Below are 17,139 nucleotides of genomic sequence, written 5' to 3' on the forward strand. Positions count from 1 at the left end.
TCCTGAGAATTTTTTAAGATTCCCTAAATAGTAATTATAAGTGGATTACTTCACCGTATGCATCGGCAACAGCTTCCATAACCGCTTCACTCATAGTAGGGTGAGGGTGAACAGCTTTTAAAATTTCATGACCTGTGGTTTCTAATTTACGAGCAACAACCGCTTCTGCAATCATGTCAGTTACTCCGGCACCAATCATATGGCAACCTAACCATTCACCGTATTTTGCATCGAAAATTACTTTCACGAAACCGTCAGGAGTTCCTGCAGCTTTAGCTTTACCGGAAGCCGAGAATGGGAATTTACCGATTTTCAATTCGTATCCTTTTTCTTTTGCTTGTTTTTCAGTTAAACCAACAGAAGCGATTTCTGGAGTTGCATACGTACATCCCGGAATGTTTCCGTAATCTAAAGGCTCAACATGTAAACCTGCGATTTTCTCCACACACAAAATTCCTTCTGCAGAAGCAACGTGTGCCAAAGCCTGACCTGGAGTTACATCACCAATTGCGTAGTAACCCGGAACGTTGGTTTGGTAGTATGCGTTTACAAGGATTTTATCTCTGTCGGTAGCGATACCTACTTCTTCCAATCCGATGTTTTCGATGTTTGTTTTGATTCCAACTGCAGAAAGCACGATGTCCGCCTCAAGGATTTCTTCCCCTTTAGCTGTTTTAACCGTAGCTTTAACGCCTTTTCCTGAAGTATCCACTTTTTCAACAGAAGCATTTGTCATGATATTGATTCCTGCTTTTTTAAGTGAACGCTCAAATTGTTTTGAGATGTCTTCATCTTCTACAGGAACTACATTTGGCATGAATTCAACGATAGTAACTTCAGTTCCCATTGCGTTGTAGAAATGTGCAAATTCCACTCCGATTGCTCCTGAACCTACTACGATCATTTTCTTAGGTTGCTCCGGTAAAACCATAGCTTGTCTGTATCCGATAACTTTTTTACCGTCTTGAGGTAAGTTTGGCAATTCTCTTGAGCGGGCACCGGTTGCGATGATGATATTATCAGCTGAGTATTCCGTTACTTTTCCGTCTTTATCGGTTACGTCAACTTTTTTGCCTGGTTTTACTTTTCCAAATCCGTCGATAACGTCGATTTTGTTTTTCTTCATTAAGAATTGAACACCTTTGCTCATTCCTTCAGCTACACCGCGCGAACGTGCGATAACAGCTCCAAAATCTTTATCTACGTTTTCTACTTTCAAACCATAGTCGGAAGCATGTTTTAGGTAATCAAAAACCTGAGCCGATTTTAATAAGGCTTTCGTTGGAATACATCCCCAGTTAAGGCAGATTCCTCCAAGGTTTTCTTTTTCGATAACGGCTACTTTAAAGCCTAATTGTGACGCTCTGATGGCAGTTACGTAACCTCCAGGACCACTTCCTAAAACAATAACATCGTATTTCATTAGTCTAATTTTTTTAAATTAAGTTGAAAATTAATGCCTTAAAGGATTAAAATTCTAAAAAATTCGGTTTAATTTCAGCGTACGAAAATAGGGATTATTTTTTAAACCCCATATCAGAACAGCTACTTTCCTTGTGTGATTTTAGAATCTTATGTTTATTCCTATCACATTTGTATTGTTAATCCTATTTAAGCTAAAGTTAGTTTTGTATTTTGCTTTTTTTCTGTCATCCATACCCGATAGAGGTTCTTTTTTTATAATACGTCTGTTAGCTATGTTTTTTCCCATTACATAACCAATTAAAATTGCAACAGGATAATCGGAAGCCCAATGCACTTTATTGCTTATCATATTAAAAGCCAATATTCCCCCTACAGTATAGCCTACAGGTTTAATCCATTTGATTTCGGGATAATTAATGCTGATAATTGTAATTGTTGCCATATAAGTTGCTAAATGACCGGAAGGCATGGCATCATAATTTGGGGTTTGGTCCTGAAAGGCATTAAAACTGGGAAACGGACTCCATTGACCACCCTCTTTTGTGGCAGACCTCGGACTTTGGCGACCCGTAATCCTTTTGATGGTTTGTGTGGTTATTCCAACGGAAAGCAAAACTTCCAGTAGTTCATTGGAGGTGTTTAAAGCTCTGTAATCGTCCGGGCCGCTTTTTCCAATGGTATAGAAAAGACCGCTAAGAAGTAATGTTGTTCCTCCATTCCCAATGTAATAAACGGCGGAGGGAATGTTTTTAGGGATTATCCGTAAACCAAGGAAGCTGTCATATTGCGCATCTTCATCCCAACTGCCCAGTTGATTTCCAAAGTTATTAGCACTATTTAGTATTCTTTGGTCGTATGGTATGAGCAGTAATGTGGAACCAATAGCTATGGCATCCCATTTCAGATTTTCCTTCTGAATTGTGAATTTTCCCAATTCAACAAGGTCTTTTGGAATGTATCGGAAAACATCCTTCAATTTTGGTTTTGCATATCCGTAGGCAACCGTTTCATTTATTTTGTAATATCGAATAGCATTTAAAGTTGTGTCCGTAATAATCTCTTGAGCAACAGTATAAGTAGATGTCAGCAGCAACAGTAATATGTTATATTTTGTGAAGTCGTACATGCTTAAAGTATTCAAAAAGAATAAGTTAAGTTACGAATGTTATTTCTGATAAAAAACTGTTACTGCTTTCGAAGTGTTTATTTCCTTAAAATATTAATGTTTTGCCGGTGGTAAGCTAGTTTTCCACGGCAAATTGGGATTCGTATAAATTCTTGTAATAGCCTTCCGCTTTTGCAATGAGTTCATAATGTTTGCCTTCTTCCACAATCTGTCCTTTGTCCATCACGATGATTTTGTCCGCATTGATAACAGTAGCCAAGCGGTGTGCAATTACGATAGAGGTTCTTCCTTTTGTGATGGTTTCAGTTGCTTTTTGAATTAATTCTTCCGAATAAGTGTCAATTGATGAAGTAGCCTCGTCTAAAATCAATATACTTGGGTTGCTTACAAAGGCTCTTAAAAACGCAATCAATTGTCGTTGTCCTGATGAGAGCATTACACCACGTTCTTTTACGTTGTAATCATAATCGTTTGGTAAGCTCATGATAAAATCATGTACACCAATTTTCTTTGCAGCATCAATTACTTGGTCGCGTGTTATTTCTGGATTGTTAAGGGTAATGTTGTTCAGAATTGTATCTGCGAAAAGGAATACGTCTTGTAAAACAATGGCAATTTGCCTGCGAAGACTATCCAGATCGTAATCGTTTATGTTGGTTTGGTCTATTAAAATGTTACCGCTGTCAATCTCATAAAAACGATTCAGAAGATTAATAATGGTCGATTTTCCAGCTCCGGTTGCTCCAACAATCGCAATAGTTTCACCTGCATTAATTTTCAGGTTGATGCCTTTTAAAACTTCCTCACCTTTGATATAGCTAAAACGAACATTGTCCAAAAGCAAGTCACCTTTAAAATGTCCGGGAATTACCGTTCCGGATTCCTGAACCTGTTCTTCTTTATCCAAAACCTCAAAAACGCGCTCCGCTGCAATAATTCCCATTTGCATCACATTGAACTTATCCGCAATTTGTCGTAAAGGGTTGAACAACATTCCAATAAGCATGGTGTAAGCGAATAAATCTCCAAAAGAGGTCATGGTGTCACCGTTCATAATGTTCCAGCCTCCGTACCAAACCACTAAACCTAACGTTAACGAGGATAAGATATCAGCAATAGGGAAGAAGATAGAGTTGTATAAAATATTTTTAAGCCATGCTTTGTTGTGAAGGCGGTTAATTTCTTTGAATTTTTCAAGTTCGATGTCTTCACGGTTGAACAATTGTACGATTTTCATACCCGTAACACGTTCCTGTACAAAAGTGTTCAGTGCCGCAACCTGGTTACGAACTTCTTCGAAAGCGACTTTCATTTTTTTCTGAAAGATTCTTGTGGCGTAAACTAAAATCGGCATTCCTAAAACTACGATACAGCTCAATTTCCAGTTCATGTAAAACATGATTCCCATAACCACAACCATTTTCATCAGATCACTGATAATCATGAATAATCCCTGACTGAAAATACTGGCGATGGACTCGATATCGGTTACCGAACGGGTTACTAATTTTCCAACAGGCTCGTGATCGAAATACTTCATTCGGAACTTTGTAATATGGCTGAAGAGTTTTTCGCGAATATCTTTTACAATGTCCTGACCAAGCCAACTTGCCCAATAGGTAAAATAAAACTGAGACCCAACTTCAAGTAAAAGAACAAATCCCATTATTCCAATATAGTATAAAAGACCTGCTTTATCGTGTGTTTTTAAGTAACCGTCTACAGTTTCTTTTAGTAAATAGGGGCGAAGTGCCGCAAAAACGGACAGTGTAATTGCAAAAACAACCACCATGTAAAGCCTTGATTTGTAAGGTTTCGCATAGTGCATTACTTTTTTGAGCGATATGGATTGAAGGGCTTTCATTAGTGCTTGTGAAGATACGGATAAATTACTTTGGTTAAATACAAACCGTGGGCTGGAACCGAAAATCCTGCATTTCCTCTGTTTTTACTTTCGATGATTTTTCGGAAATCATCTTGAGAAATTTTACCTAAACCAACTCCAATAAGTGTTCCCACGATGGCACGTACCATATTTCTCAGAAAACGATCAGCTGAAATTGTAAAAACAAGCTGTGTTCCGTTTTGCTGCCAATTCGCTTCTTTGATAACACAATTAAAGGTTCTAACATCGGTATGTACTTTTGAAAAGCATTCAAAATCAGTGTATTCAAAAAGGATTTTTGCGGCTTCATTCATTTTTTTTACATCAAGCGGATGAAAATGATACCAACTTCCTTCATGATCAAAAGCGTCTTTGAAAGTATGGATGTGGTATTCGTAGGTGCGGCTTGTTGCATCAAAACGGGCATGGGCTTCTTCGTGTAAAGGAATCAAGCGGTAAACCACGATATCTTTTGGTAAAAAAGAGTTTAGCTTTTGAGTCCAATAACCGGAATCAAGGTTTTCTTCGTAGTTGAAATGGGCATACATCTGTTTGGCGTGCACCCCGGTATCGGTTCTTCCTGCCCCAACAACATCAATCTCTTTTTTTAGTAAAGTGGATAGTGCTTTGTTCAGGGTTTCCTGTACAGATGCTGACTGTGGCTGATATTGCCAACCGTGGTAATTTTTTCCGTTGTATGCGAATTCGATGAAGTATCTCAAGGTAATTAAAGCTCAAAAGTTTTAAGAAAAGCAAAGTTACGAAGTTTTTATGTTGTGAAAAGGTTAAAGTTGTAAGGGAAAAAGGAAAAGAAGCGATAAGCAAGAAGAAGAGTAGTGTGTTAAATTAAGAATGGCTGTTGAATTTAGAGTTCTTTTAAAAAATGAAAGTATCTTAGCAGTTCATTATCTTCAGTAAATCAATGAAAAAAATCCTTCTCCTTTCCGATACGCACAGTCATATAGACGATACCATTCTAAAATATGTTAAACTTGCTGATGAAGTGTGGCATGCCGGAGACATTGGCGATTTATCCGTAACCGATACCCTAAAAAAACTAAAACCCTTGCGTGCCGTTTATGGTAATATTGACGACGGAAAAGCGCGTTTGGAATTCCCCTTGCACAATCGTTTTATGTGTGAAGAAGTTGATGTTTGGATCACCCATATTGGTGGGTATCCCGGAAAATACAATCAGGAAATTAGAGCAGAAATAAAACAAAATCCTCCAAAAATTTTCATTTGCGGACATTCCCATATATTAAAAGTTCAGTTCGATAAAGAGTTGAACTTGTTACACATGAATCCTGGCGCAGCTGGAAAACATGGCTTTCATCAGGTGCGTACGATGCTTCAGTTTGAGATTGATGGCGATAAAATTCAGAATTTAAACATTGTGGAACTGGGAGCCCGAGTTTGATTTGGCGTCCGGAATTTCCACTTTTATATAAATTAAAGTACCTGCATTTTCTTTAGAATTTATCACGATGCTTCCGTTCATGTTTTTAATTCGCGCCTTAATTTGTGAAAGCCCGAATCCGTCTGCATGTTTGCCGTCTTTGTTTTTGAACCCAATTCCGTTATCCTCAATATTGATGGAAAGCTGACGCTGATTTTTATCTATTGTTAAAGAAGCTTCAGAAGCGTTACTGTGTTTGATGATGTTGTTGAAAAGCTCGGCAACGATAAAATATAATTTCATTTCAAATTCACTTTGAAAACGTACTTCTTCTTTTATAAAGTTGTTGAAATTGAACTGAATAAGCGTGTTGGAATTCTTCTCGCATAAATCTTCAAAAGCAGCTACTAATCCAAGTTTTTCCAAAACCGGCGGAATTAAATCGTGGGAAAGATCGCGAACTTTGTCATGAGCTTCTTTTAAGATGTTTTTTGTCTTTTTAAGTTCGTCTTTCATATCAGGATAAGTAGCTTCAAATGCAGAAATATGCAATCCTGCCGATGATAATAAAGCACTTATGTTATCGTGAAGTACCCCAGAGAGGCGTTTACGTTCTTCTTCCTGACCGTCTATAGTTGCGTTAATTAAGTTTTGCTGAACCTTTTGGGTAACATCTTTCAGTTTGTTTTTTTGTTTCAGTTTTAAATTTTGGTAAAAGAAGTAAAACAAAACGCCGGCAAACAATAAAAGTGACAAGAGAATATACATCAATTTTTCGCTTTTGCGCTGCTTGACTTTTAATTGTGCTTCTTTTTGGTCATATTCTTCTTCAATTTTATCTACCTCATATTTTGCTTTGATGTTTTTGACTTCTTCATTAATCCGTGAATTAAAATTATCTTCAACGTACTGTAAATAAACATTAAGATGTTCATTTGCTTTTTTGTAATTACCTATTTGTTCGAATGCATAATTTAAATTAAGGTGATAGGTGGCTATTTCTTCATTTATAGGAGTATCTTCAAAACCTTTAATAAGCTCCTCATGTATTTTTATTGCTTTTCTATAGTCTTTTTCATTAAGAAGATAAAACAATGCTAAATTACCTTTAGTAGTGGTAATCATCCTGATGGATTTTGATTTTTCGGCGTAAACTAAAGCTGTGTCTAAATATTTTTTACCAATATCATACTCTTTAATTGAAAAGTGAAAACCATAATATAAATTAAAAGCATCACTTATTTTGTGATAGTTGTTTAGTTTTTTTGATTCTTTTAAATTTGGTTCTAAATAACGATATACACTATCTTTATTACCTAATCTATGATAAGATTCTAGTATTTCTTCTAATAGATACCCTTTAACAGTATCGTTCTCTTTCACATAATTTTTTAAAGCCTTTTTTGAAACAGAGATGGCCTCACTATATAGGCCAAAATGCCTGTAGGTGTTTGAAATCTCATTGGCAAGTAGTGATTTGTTTTGATTGCTTCCTTTTTTGTCTAATACAGCCTTCGCGTCATAAAGTAATTTTAAAGCCTTTTCATGTTCATTAAGTTGATAGTTATAGATTCTTGCTTTTTTACAAATATAGTTTGTGTAATTAGCAATATCTCTCATTTTAGATGAATAGTCTATTTTTTTATTGCAATACTGTAAGGCTTTAACAATCTTTTTTTTCTCTACATAGTAACTTACAGAATCTCTCACGGTCTTTTGTTGCGAAAAAACCGTGAAAGAAAATAATAGAATTGGTATTAAGAGATTTTTTTTCAATACTTAAACTGATTAGACCTGGACGTATGTCCTTGGTTTTGAGGTTGTAACACCATTTAGTTTTTGTTCAAATGTAATATCTAATAAATTATTATAGATGCTGTAACCTTCTGTATAAGATACAAATACTCCAGAAGGTTGGCTTTGACCTGAATTTAATTGAACAGTAACAAAATTTTTGTTTTTTGTAGCGTCATAGCTAAGGCTGTAGTTGCTGTTGTTTGGAATTGAAAAGGTAAGGTCAAAATCAGTAGCTCCTGTTTGTTGAAGAGAAAAAGTTTGTACTAGGATCATATTTTTTGTTTTTTAGGTTAATTTAGTTATTGATAAGATTGTGTTTAAATGCGAATTTGACAAGACCAACGGTCGTTTTGACATTTAACTTTTTTATCAAGTTTTTTCGGTGGGTTTCCACTGTGTTTGTGCTGATGAACAATGTATCGCTTATTTCTTTACCACTAAATTCCAGAGTAATGAGTTTGAGTATTTCCATTTCACGATCGGTGATGGATTGCAGTAAATGGTTGTCATCTTCTTTTGATTCTCCGTTCCCTTTTCCGGTAAACGACTGAAATATTTTTTCACGAATCGTTTTTGAATAGTACTCCTCTCCGTTATATACCGTGTTGATTGCTTCAATTATGTTTTCCCCGGCAGCTTGCTTGGTTAGGTATCCTTTTGCTCCCAATTGAAGAACCTCTCTGATTAGTTTGATGTCATCAAAACTTGAAAAGACAATAACATTACAGAAAATGTTTTTTGATGAAAATTCTTTTAAAACCTCAATACCGTCTTTGCCGGGCATATTAATATCCATGATGAGAATGTCAATATTGTTGGCTTTTATTTCATTAACAAGATTTTCACCGGAAAGAGAATAACCGATAACTTCGAACGATTTATTGGTTTTTAAAACGGCTAACAATCCATCAATAAGTATTTGGTGGTCATCGGCCAGATATAGTCTTATTTTATTGCTCATTCTTGTTGTGGTTGTTTATCAAATGTAGAATAATTAACGGAATTTAGTATCATTAAAAATGATGATTTTACATCACTAAATTTAGTGATGTAAATAAAAAAAATCCGAATCTAAAGATTCGGATTTTTCGCGCACTAATAAACTAAGATGATAGGTTTATCGTAATCGGTCCACAGATTTTACAAGATCTTCATCCTTTTTGATGGCTTTGTTGGCAAGGGCCAAGAAAACGATAGAAACAATAGGGAGGAACATCCCAATACCCTTCTCAGAAACAGCAGTTTCTCCGGATAGTGTTAGTGAATGATACACAAATAATCCTAGTAATATAAAGTTTAATATCATATTCAGTCTGTTCATCACAAACTGGTTTTGTCTTTTTTTGAAACTGATGATGCTAACCAACGTTAAAGCTGTACTTAACCCGAACAAAGAAACATATAGTATGTTCGAAGCCATAAAGACTTCACCTTTGCTGTCTTTCCACAAAGGAAGAACAAACGGTAAAATACCCGAAAATACAAAGGCAATGAAAAGATATATGGTTTGAATTCGTTGTAGCATTCCAGTGTTTATTGTTGCACAAAAATAGCGTCTTTTTCAATAAAATGCTATTGTTTCTTAAATTTAATTCGTATTATTGCATAACAAAATCGTAAGTACTTCATTTTACGATTGTTTCAAATCAAAAAAATCACCACAATTTTTTATTTCTCTATTTTTAGACTAACTAAACTCAAAGAACATACATGTTTGATATTGATGTGTTAAAAGAAATGAAGCTGTCTGAGCTTCAGGAAATTGCCAAAGTGGCTAAAATCAATAAGTTTCGAAATCTTAAAAAAGACGAACTGATTTATCAGATTTTAGACCTTCAGGCTGCCAATCCTAAAGTAATCGAGCCGGTTATCCCTGCACAGGAATCAAAACAAGAGCCTGCAGCAGAAAAAACTAAAAGAGCCCGAATTGCTAAAACAGACCAGAAAAAGCAACCAGAGGCTCCGAAAAATGAAATCATTTCTGAATCTATCGCTGCAGAAAAGCCTGTAAAACAGGAAAATAAGCGAGAAGGATTCAACAAAAAGAAAGAATTTCAGCAAAAGCCCAAAATTGCAAGAGAAAACAACCCAAATTCTCAACCGCGTCAACAAAATACTGAAGCAACCGAAGAAGCAACTGCAGAAAAACCACAAGTTGCAAACCAAGCTCCAAAACAGCCGCAACAACAACAGAACCAGGTTCAGAATCAGCACCAAAATCAAAACCAAGGTCAGCATTCGAATCCCAACCAAAATCAGAGCCCTAACCAAAATCAAAAAAATAAAAAGCCTAATTTCAGAGAGCCTGATTATGAGTTCGATGGAATTATTGAAAGTGAAGGTGTTTTGGAAATGATGCCGGATGGCTATGGTTTTTTGCGTTCTTCGGATTATAACTACTTAGCCTCTCCTGACGATATTTATTTGTCGACTTCTCAAATTCGTTTGTTCGGATTGAAAACCGGAGATACGGTAAAAGGGGTGGTGCGTCCTCCTAAAGAAGGGGAGAAATACTTCCCTTTAGTTAAAGTTTTAAAGATCAATGGACATGATCCACAGGTTGTTCGTGACCGTATTTCTTTTGAACATTTGACACCGCTTTTCCCTGAAGAAAAATTCCGTTTAGCGGAAAAACAAAGCACAATCTCTACGCGAATCATTGATTTGTTTTCACCAATTGGAAAAGGGCAACGTGGTATGATTGTAGCTCAGCCTAAAACTGGTAAAACGATGTTGTTGAAGGATATAGCCAATACAATTGCTGCAAATCATCCTGAGGTTTATTTGATTGTTTTACTGATTGATGAACGTCCGGAAGAGGTAACCGATATGCAGCGCAGTGTGCGTGGAGAAGTTATCGCGTCAACGTTTGATGAACCTGCTGAACGTCACGTAAAAGTTGCTAATATTGTTTTGGAAAAAGCAAAACGTTTGGTGGAATGTGGTCATGATGTTGTAATTCTGCTAGATTCAATTACACGTTTGGCCAGAGCTTACAACACGGTACAACCGGCTTCCGGTAAAGTATTGAGTGGGGGAGTGGATGCTAATGCACTTCAGAAGCCAAAACGTTTCTTTGGAGCAGCACGTAATATTGAAAACGGAGGTTCTTTAAGTATTATTGCAACTGCTTTAACGGAAACAGGTTCTAAAATGGACGAGGTGATCTTTGAGGAATTTAAAGGAACCGGAAACATGGAGTTGCAGTTGGATCGAAAAATTGCAAACCGTCGTATTTTCCCGGCTATCGATTTAACATCTTCCAGTACTCGTCGTGATGATTTATTATTAGATGATAACACCATTCAGAGAATGTGGATCATGCGTAAATATCTTGCGGATATGAATCCGGTTGAAGCTATGGAATTCATCAACGACCGATTCAAGAAAACCAGAAATAACGAAGAATTTTTGATTTCAATGAACGACTAAAATTAAGTGTGATCTTATAGATTAGAGAGAGGTTTTGAACCTCTCTTTTTTTATACAGATAATTAGTATCGCTGAAAATATTAAAAAAGGAAAGGTTGAAAAAATCATCTTTGCATTTGATGATAATGCCCCTGCCAAAAGGATGAGCAACATGATTAAACTCAATAAAATCATTCCGACTATGTTGGATTTAGCTGTTTTTTTGTTTTTTACAATACAATAGATGATCAAAATCTGCCCGCTAAGACTGGCTAATAGTATTGGGTGGGTTAAATTTTCTATTAAATGCGGTTTTTTGAAAAACAACTCGTATTCAATTTCATAAATAAACGAATTTTGCCCCTTTCCCCATTCCATATAACCTAATAAGGAGGTGAAGAGTATGCCTATGTTTGCAATGCGTTTCATGATTCAATTCTATGAAATAAAAAACCACGATTTCACAAATTTTACTTTTAATGAGTAAGGTGAAATCGTGGCTTATAATATAGGATTTAAGCGTTAAGCGTAAATCTTGGATAAACTATTAATTAATCAATATTTTTTTGGTTGAAGTTTGATTGTCTGAAGTTGAAAGTTTTACAAAATAAAACCCTTGAGGAAGGTTTTCAATGGTGTATACTTCCTGAACTCGATTCGGTTTTTTAATGTACTGAATTACCTGTCCGTTAATGTTTATTAATTGGATTTCATCTAATTCCACCTCTGAGTTAATGTTGATTCTGTGATCATTTGAAGGGTTCGGGTAAACCGATACATTAGCCAAAGCATCGAAAGATGTTGTAGATAGGAAAACTGTAGGCCATCTGTTTTCTGCAGCAATACCTCCCCAAATACGGGTAGCTAAATAAGGATTGTCAATAAATGGGTTTCTGTTTCCTTGTCCATAAGTGTTTGAGGTATTTCCTAAATACGTATTTCGGTTGTCTTCAAACTGGGATACCGGATCTTCCGCATTCCATTGTAAGAAAAGATCAATCATGTTCGAATCTGAACTAACGATTGTTCCAACACCAATATTTTTAGGAAGGCATTGTGAACCATATCTTAAATACATATACATCATCATACGGGCAATATCACCTTTCCACTGATCACCTGGATACCAATATGCTCCTACAGCTCCAGAATTTCCAGTTCCGGTTGTAAAAAGTCTGTTTCCTCTGGTTCCGTTTCTTTGTACGTCTGCGGCTCTTAAATGATGAGCATCAGATCCTGCGCCTGAAGTTCCTAAATCAGGAGTACCAACAGATTGGGCATAAGTGTGTTCTCTGTTCCAATCTCCTACTGCACCTCCGTTGCTGCTTTTGCTTCGGGACAAATCGTTGGTTACATCTGCATCTGTTCCGTTTTCCCAACCGTAAACAAGCAATACATTGTTAGCATTGTTCGGATCTGTATCAACAACCTTTAAAGCCTCCCACACGCCAGGCGTGTATGAAAGAAATTTAGTATGTGTGGTGGTGATTTTTGTAGCAAGAGCATCTTTTAAAGCGGTACCGGTAAGTGTCCAGTTAAAACCGTTGTAATAGGGTGACGCAGGCGCGCCAGCTTGAGCTAAGCCAAGCGTAAATGTAAATAGGAATAATAAATTGTAGATTTTTTTCATTTTGGGATTAATTTATTGTTTTCTTTCTAATAACGCCATGTAGAAACCATCAAATCCTGATTCGGATGCAAGCACTTTTATGTCTTTGACAAAGGTAAAGTTTTTTCCGCTTTCAGAACTTAAGAATTTCTTAATTTGTTCCTGATTTTCAGAAGGTAAGACTGAGCAAGTAGCATAAACCATCTTTCCGCCAGGCTTCACAATTTTAGAATAATTTTCCAAAACTTCAGCCTGAACTTTTTTGATGTTTTCGATGAATTCCGGCTGTAATTTCCATTTGCTGTCAGGGTTTCTTTTTAAAACTCCTAATCCGCTACAAGGAGCATCAATTAAAACACGATCAGCTTTTTCGTGTAATTTTTTAATGGTTTTTGTTCCTTCAATAACACGTGGTTCGATGTTGTGAACTCCGTTTCTTCTGGCACGTAATTTTAATTGGTTTAATTTGCTTTCATACAAATCCATTGCAATTAGCTGCCCTTTGTTATCCATTAACGAAGCCATGTGAAGTGTTTTTCCGCCTGCACCTGCACAAGTATCCACAACGCGCATTCCCGGTTTTACTTCAAGGAAAGGCGCCACTAACTGAGAAGAAGCATCCTGAACCTCAAACAAACCGTCTTTAAAAGCCTGAGTTAAAAATACATTGGCTCTTTCTTTAAGAATTAAAGCGTCTTCATATTTAGAGTCGAATTCGGTTTCAATGTCTAAATCCATCAAAATCGCGCGCAATTTTTCTTTTGTTGTTTTTAGTCGATTAACACGTAAAATTACTCTTGCCTGTTCGTTTTGAGCTGCAATTTCTTTGTTCCAAAGTTCTTCACCTAATTCCTTAACACCTAATTCGTCCATCCAGTCCGGAATAGATTCACGGTACTTTCTGATTTTAGAAAGTTCGTCAAAACGGCCTTTGATTTTACGCGCAGGTGTGTTTTCAAAATATTTCCAATCGGGTAGGGTATAACCGCGTAAAACGGCCCAAACGGCAAACATTCTCCAGATGTTGTCGCGGTCGTAAGGTTCTTTAACTTCTGCAATTTCAGCATATAAACGCTTCCAACGAACGATTTCGTAAATGGTTTCGGCTACGAATTTTCTATCGTGGCTTCCCCAGCGTTTGTCTTTTTTCAAAGCTAAAGCTACCACTTTATCGGCATATTGTCCTTCATTGAAAATCGCCATAAGCGAATCAATAACGGTAAAAACTAAATTTCTGTGTAATCTCATTGTGCAAAAAAATAAGCCTGCAAAGGTAAGTAAATTATCTTGTTAAACAGCTTATCTGTACTTATTTATAAAAGAAGAAGGTGTTTCTCCGCATTTTTTTCGGAAAAGTCTTGAAAAATAGGCATAGTCCTCATAACCTAAATCATCGGCAATTTCATTAAAACTGAATTTTTGAGTGATAAGTTCGCGTTTTGCTTCTAAAAAGACCCGTTCCAATATAATGTCTGTGGTGGTTTTTCCAACCATTTCCTGATTGATCCTGTTAAGATGTTTGGGCGATATGTTAAGCCAATCTGCATATTGTGAAGCAGATTTTTCGGTTTTATAATGTTCTTCGACTAAAGCTTCAAATTCCTGAAACTTATGGGAATAGGCGTTTTGTTTGATAACTTCAGTTTCGTTCTTTTCAATGTAATACCTTGTACTTTCAATATAGATGAGATTCATTAAGGATGTTATTTTTTGAGATTTCATCAGGCTTTCCGTTTGGTTTTCCTTAAATATTTCCTTAAAAAGAAGTTGAAAATAATCTAAATCAGTAGTTTCCAGATACAAGACAGGCGAATTTTGCACGCTGCTGAAAAAAGGAAAATTAGTAACGGGATTTTTAGTGAAATGTAAATCGAAAAACAATTGCGTGTGAAAAAAAATAAATCCTTGAATATCCTCTGATAATTCCCAATGATGCATTTGTCCAGGGTTTAAAAAGAATAGACTTCCGGGGTGTACATCGTACTTTATGAAATCAATTTCGTGAATTCCTTTTCCATGAGTGAAAAGTACAGTTAAATAAAAGTTGTGTTTGTGAGGTTTGTGAATGTTTTTATGGCTGGTAATTAAATGATTTTCTATAGTATTGGTATAAAATTCCTTTCTTTTTTCTGTGGTTTCAAATTGCTGAATATCTAAAATGGTAATTTTTTTCATTGTCTGTAAAGATGAAATATGTCTTAAAAGTACAAATATTTGTGTAATTTGTTTGTAGCTGATAAATGAAAACTAACGAAATTTGTATAAAAAATAAGTTATGTCAGTTTTAATGAATATTCTAGGTGAAAAATGTCCTAAATGTGAAAAAGGAAAAGTGTTTGCTGAAAAAGGAAACATCTTTTTGCTTCGAATGCCGAAAATGAACACAAGCTGTTCACATTGTCATCACAAATTTGAAAAAGAACCGGGTTATTTTTTCGGATCTATGTTTGTGAGTTATGCTGTTGCAGTGGCTGAAATGGTAGTTTTCTTTCTTATTGTAAATCAGTTTGTTGAAAGCTATTTGACTATTGTAATTATGATTGCTTTTCTTTCTTTGATTATGAGCACATTTAATTTTAGGTTTTCCAGAATGTTATGGATTTACCTGCTTGACGGAAAAGACAAAAAAATCTGATTTCTAATTTGTACATTCGCTCTATAAATTCTTAGCGAATGAGAAAAATCGTAGTTACCGGGATCACTTTGTTTTGCTTTTCCTGTGGTGTGAAATCGGTTTCCGAAACGCCAAAAACGGAAGAAGTTAAAAACAACACGGCAATTGAAGTTGTAAAACCTAGTTTTACATCCGTAACCATAGACACTTTGTTGCAGGAGAAGTTAAGCATCCGTGGATTAACTATTGATGGAGGAAAGATCTGGTATGCAGCCAATAACGGGAATTACGGAAATCTTGATTTGAAAAATGGTAAGCATTTCGTCGGGAACATTGTAAAAGATTCGCTTAAACTAGAATTTCGAAGTATTGCTCAAGCGAAAGACAATATTTTCGTGTTAAGTGTTGCCAATCCGGGTCTTTTGTACCGAATTTCCAAAGACGGAAAAGAAACCCAATTGGTGTATCAGGAAAAAGGTGAGAAGGTTTTTTACGATTCCATGCAGTTTTGGAATGATAATGAAGGCCTTGCTGTTGGAGATCCTACCGAGGGCTGTTTTTCTTTGATTATTACAAGAGATGGTGGTCAAAGCTGGACTAAAACCAGTTGTGAAACCTTACCCAAACTTGCAGAGGGTGAAGCTTTTTTTGCAGCCAGTAATTCCAATATCATTATAAAAGGAACTAAAACCTGGATCGTTTCCGGAGGTAAGAAATCACGTGTTTTTTATTCGGAAGATAAAGGCAAATCATGGAGCGTTACAGAAACTCCAATTGTTCAGGGGAGTTCCATGACAGGGATTTTTTCTGCAGATTTTTATGATGAGAGCCTTGGTTTTGCAACGGGAGGTGATTATGAAAAACCACAGCAGAATTTCGGAAATAAAATCATTACAACCGATGGAGGAAAAAGCTGGAATTTAATAGCGGAAAATGAAGGTTTCGGTTATGGTTCATGTGTACAGTTTGTGCCGAACAGCAATGGAAAGGAACTCATTAGTGTTGGCGCTTCCGGAGTTTATTATTCTTTTGATCAAGGAAAAAGCTGGGCTAAAATTGCCGATTGCAAAGATTTGTTCACCATTCGATTTATTGATAATAAAACGGCAATTGCAGCCGGAAATAAAAAAATATTGAGATTTATATTCAAATAAAAAGGCCGGAATAACCGACCTTTCTAAAACTTAACTAACCAAAGAATTTCGAAAAAAATCCTTTTTTGTCTTCAGTTTTAACTTCATTGGTAGCTGCGGCGGCCGCATTTTGAAGTTCAACGGATTTTTCATGCTCACTCATGATCTCCATGATGAAATCTACATAGGTTTTGTTTTGTTCTTCCAGATAACCGATCAGGTATTTCTCACTGGCTTCCATGCTGCTGGCGGCTTCAATTTGGAGTAATCTTTTGTATAAGGGCTCGATGTGTTTGGTTATTACTTCTTGCGGAACGGCTTTTCTTCGGGCAAAATAATTAACGATGTTTCCTTTTTCGTCTTTAGAAATATCGAAATCGGTAATTACCCAATAATAACGACCGGATTTGGCCATGTTTTTTACAATAGCATGGTAATTGTTTCCTTTTTTTAAATTGTCCCAAAGCACTTTAAAGATCACTTTTGGCATGTCGGGATGACGAATAATGTTATGAGGCTGCGACATCAGTTCGTAATCTTCGTATCCGGAAACATCGATGAAAACCTCGTTGGCATATTCAATGGTGCCGAAACGGTCTGTTTTGCTCATGATGGTTTTGGTTTTGTCCCAGGAAACTTCTTTGTCGATCGGGGTTGGTCTTTCTAATACTTCCATTTTATTAAAAATATTGATTATTAATAGGTTTTTGATGGGGCAAAGAAATTCAAATAAACAGCAA

General features: G+C 36.1%; 17 protein-coding genes. 4 read left to right on the forward strand and 13 right to left on the reverse strand.

Annotated features, from left to right (window positions below):
- Positions 1-34: 34 nt before the first annotated feature.
- The 4 genes from lpdA to truA form a co-directional block, all read right to left on the reverse strand.
- A complete protein-coding gene (gene lpdA, locus LZZ90_RS10500; RefSeq protein ID WP_237790652.1) occupies positions 35-1,423 on the reverse strand; it encodes a dihydrolipoyl dehydrogenase in 1,389 nt (462 codons plus the stop codon).
- 141 nt (positions 1,424-1,564) lie between these two features.
- Positions 1,565-2,551, reverse strand: a complete 987-nt coding sequence (locus tag LZZ90_RS10505) for a phosphatase PAP2 family protein (protein WP_237790653.1) — start codon at positions 2,549-2,551, stop codon at positions 1,565-1,567.
- A 115-nt stretch (positions 2,552-2,666) separates the two neighbouring features.
- The gene (locus LZZ90_RS10510; RefSeq protein WP_237790654.1) at positions 2,667-4,415 is read right to left on the reverse strand and encodes an ABC transporter ATP-binding protein; all 1,749 of its coding nucleotides are present in this window, start codon (positions 4,413-4,415) and stop codon (positions 2,667-2,669) included.
- The gene (gene truA / locus LZZ90_RS10515) at positions 4,415-5,158 is read right to left on the reverse strand and encodes a tRNA pseudouridine(38-40) synthase TruA (protein WP_237790655.1); all 744 of its coding nucleotides are present in this window, start codon (positions 5,156-5,158) and stop codon (positions 4,415-4,417) included. The genes LZZ90_RS10510 and truA overlap by 1 nt, the downstream gene beginning before the upstream one ends.
- Before the next feature lie 200 nt (positions 5,159-5,358).
- On the opposite strand from truA, the gene LZZ90_RS10520 reads away from it, so the two are divergent.
- Positions 5,359-5,856: a metallophosphoesterase gene (locus LZZ90_RS10520; RefSeq protein ID WP_237790656.1), complete on the forward strand. Its 498-nt coding sequence runs from the start codon at positions 5,359-5,361 to the stop codon at positions 5,854-5,856.
- Here the strand turns inward: LZZ90_RS10520 and LZZ90_RS14100 are convergent.
- From LZZ90_RS14100 to LZZ90_RS10540, 4 genes are all read right to left on the reverse strand, one after another.
- Positions 5,824-7,545, reverse strand: a complete 1,722-nt coding sequence (locus LZZ90_RS14100; protein ID WP_237790657.1) for an ATP-binding protein — start codon at positions 7,543-7,545, stop codon at positions 5,824-5,826. The genes LZZ90_RS10520 and LZZ90_RS14100 overlap by 33 nt on opposite strands.
- A gap of 78 nt (positions 7,546-7,623) precedes the next feature.
- On the reverse strand, positions 7,624-7,905 hold the full coding sequence (locus LZZ90_RS10530; RefSeq protein ID WP_237790658.1) for a hypothetical protein: 282 nt from the start codon (positions 7,903-7,905) through the stop codon (positions 7,624-7,626).
- A 22-nt stretch (positions 7,906-7,927) separates the two neighbouring features.
- Positions 7,928-8,593: a response regulator transcription factor gene (locus tag LZZ90_RS10535; protein WP_237790659.1), complete on the reverse strand. Its 666-nt coding sequence runs from the start codon at positions 8,591-8,593 to the stop codon at positions 7,928-7,930.
- Between the two features lie 156 nt (positions 8,594-8,749).
- A complete protein-coding gene (locus tag LZZ90_RS10540; RefSeq protein ID WP_237790660.1) occupies positions 8,750-9,157 on the reverse strand; it encodes a DUF4293 domain-containing protein in 408 nt (135 codons plus the stop codon).
- Positions 9,158-9,342: 185 nt separating this feature from the next.
- Between LZZ90_RS10540 and rho the strand changes: the two genes are divergently transcribed.
- On the forward strand, positions 9,343-11,064 hold the full coding sequence (rho, locus tag LZZ90_RS10545; RefSeq protein ID WP_237790661.1) for a transcription termination factor Rho: 1,722 nt from the start codon (positions 9,343-9,345) through the stop codon (positions 11,062-11,064).
- 21 nt (positions 11,065-11,085) lie between these two features.
- Here the strand turns inward: rho and LZZ90_RS10550 are convergent, their stop codons facing one another.
- The 4 genes from LZZ90_RS10550 to LZZ90_RS10565 all read right to left on the reverse strand — a co-directional run bounded on the left by LZZ90_RS10550 (position 11,086) and on the right by LZZ90_RS10565 (position 14,827).
- Positions 11,086-11,472, reverse strand: a complete 387-nt coding sequence (locus LZZ90_RS10550) for a hypothetical protein (protein ID WP_237790662.1) — start codon at positions 11,470-11,472, stop codon at positions 11,086-11,088.
- 118 nt (positions 11,473-11,590) lie between these two features.
- Complete coding sequence (locus LZZ90_RS10555; RefSeq protein WP_237790663.1) at positions 11,591-12,673, reverse strand: endonuclease; 1,083 nt, start codon at positions 12,671-12,673, stop codon at positions 11,591-11,593.
- A gap of 12 nt (positions 12,674-12,685) precedes the next feature.
- Positions 12,686-13,900 (reverse strand): RsmB/NOP family class I SAM-dependent RNA methyltransferase, encoded by a 1,215-nt coding sequence (locus LZZ90_RS10560; protein WP_237790664.1) that lies wholly within the window; start codon positions 13,898-13,900, stop codon positions 12,686-12,688.
- Positions 13,901-13,951: 51 nt separating this feature from the next.
- Positions 13,952-14,827, reverse strand: coding sequence for an AraC family transcriptional regulator (locus LZZ90_RS10565; RefSeq protein WP_237790665.1), 876 nt, complete (start codon positions 14,825-14,827; stop codon positions 13,952-13,954).
- Positions 14,828-14,927: 100 nt separating this feature from the next.
- Between LZZ90_RS10565 and LZZ90_RS10570 the strand changes: the two genes are divergently transcribed.
- Together LZZ90_RS10570 and LZZ90_RS10575 are read left to right on the forward strand one after the other, a co-directional pair.
- Positions 14,928-15,287 carry a DUF983 domain-containing protein gene (locus tag LZZ90_RS10570; protein WP_237790666.1) on the forward strand — a complete coding sequence of 120 codons (360 nt, stop codon included), beginning with the start codon at positions 14,928-14,930 and terminating at the stop codon, positions 15,285-15,287.
- A gap of 38 nt (positions 15,288-15,325) precedes the next feature.
- Positions 15,326-16,420 carry an oxidoreductase gene (locus LZZ90_RS10575; protein WP_237790667.1) on the forward strand — a complete coding sequence of 365 codons (1,095 nt, stop codon included), beginning with the start codon at positions 15,326-15,328 and terminating at the stop codon, positions 16,418-16,420.
- A gap of 34 nt (positions 16,421-16,454) precedes the next feature.
- Here the strand turns inward: LZZ90_RS10575 and LZZ90_RS10580 are convergent, their stop codons facing one another.
- Positions 16,455-17,075 (reverse strand): PAS domain-containing protein, encoded by a 621-nt coding sequence (locus LZZ90_RS10580; protein WP_237790668.1) that lies wholly within the window; start codon positions 17,073-17,075, stop codon positions 16,455-16,457.
- Positions 17,076-17,139 lie beyond the last annotated feature (64 nt).

It is taken from the genome of Flavobacterium sp. SM15 (assembly GCF_022012335.1).
Taxonomy (GTDB): Bacteria; Bacteroidota; Bacteroidia; order Flavobacteriales; family Flavobacteriaceae; genus Flavobacterium.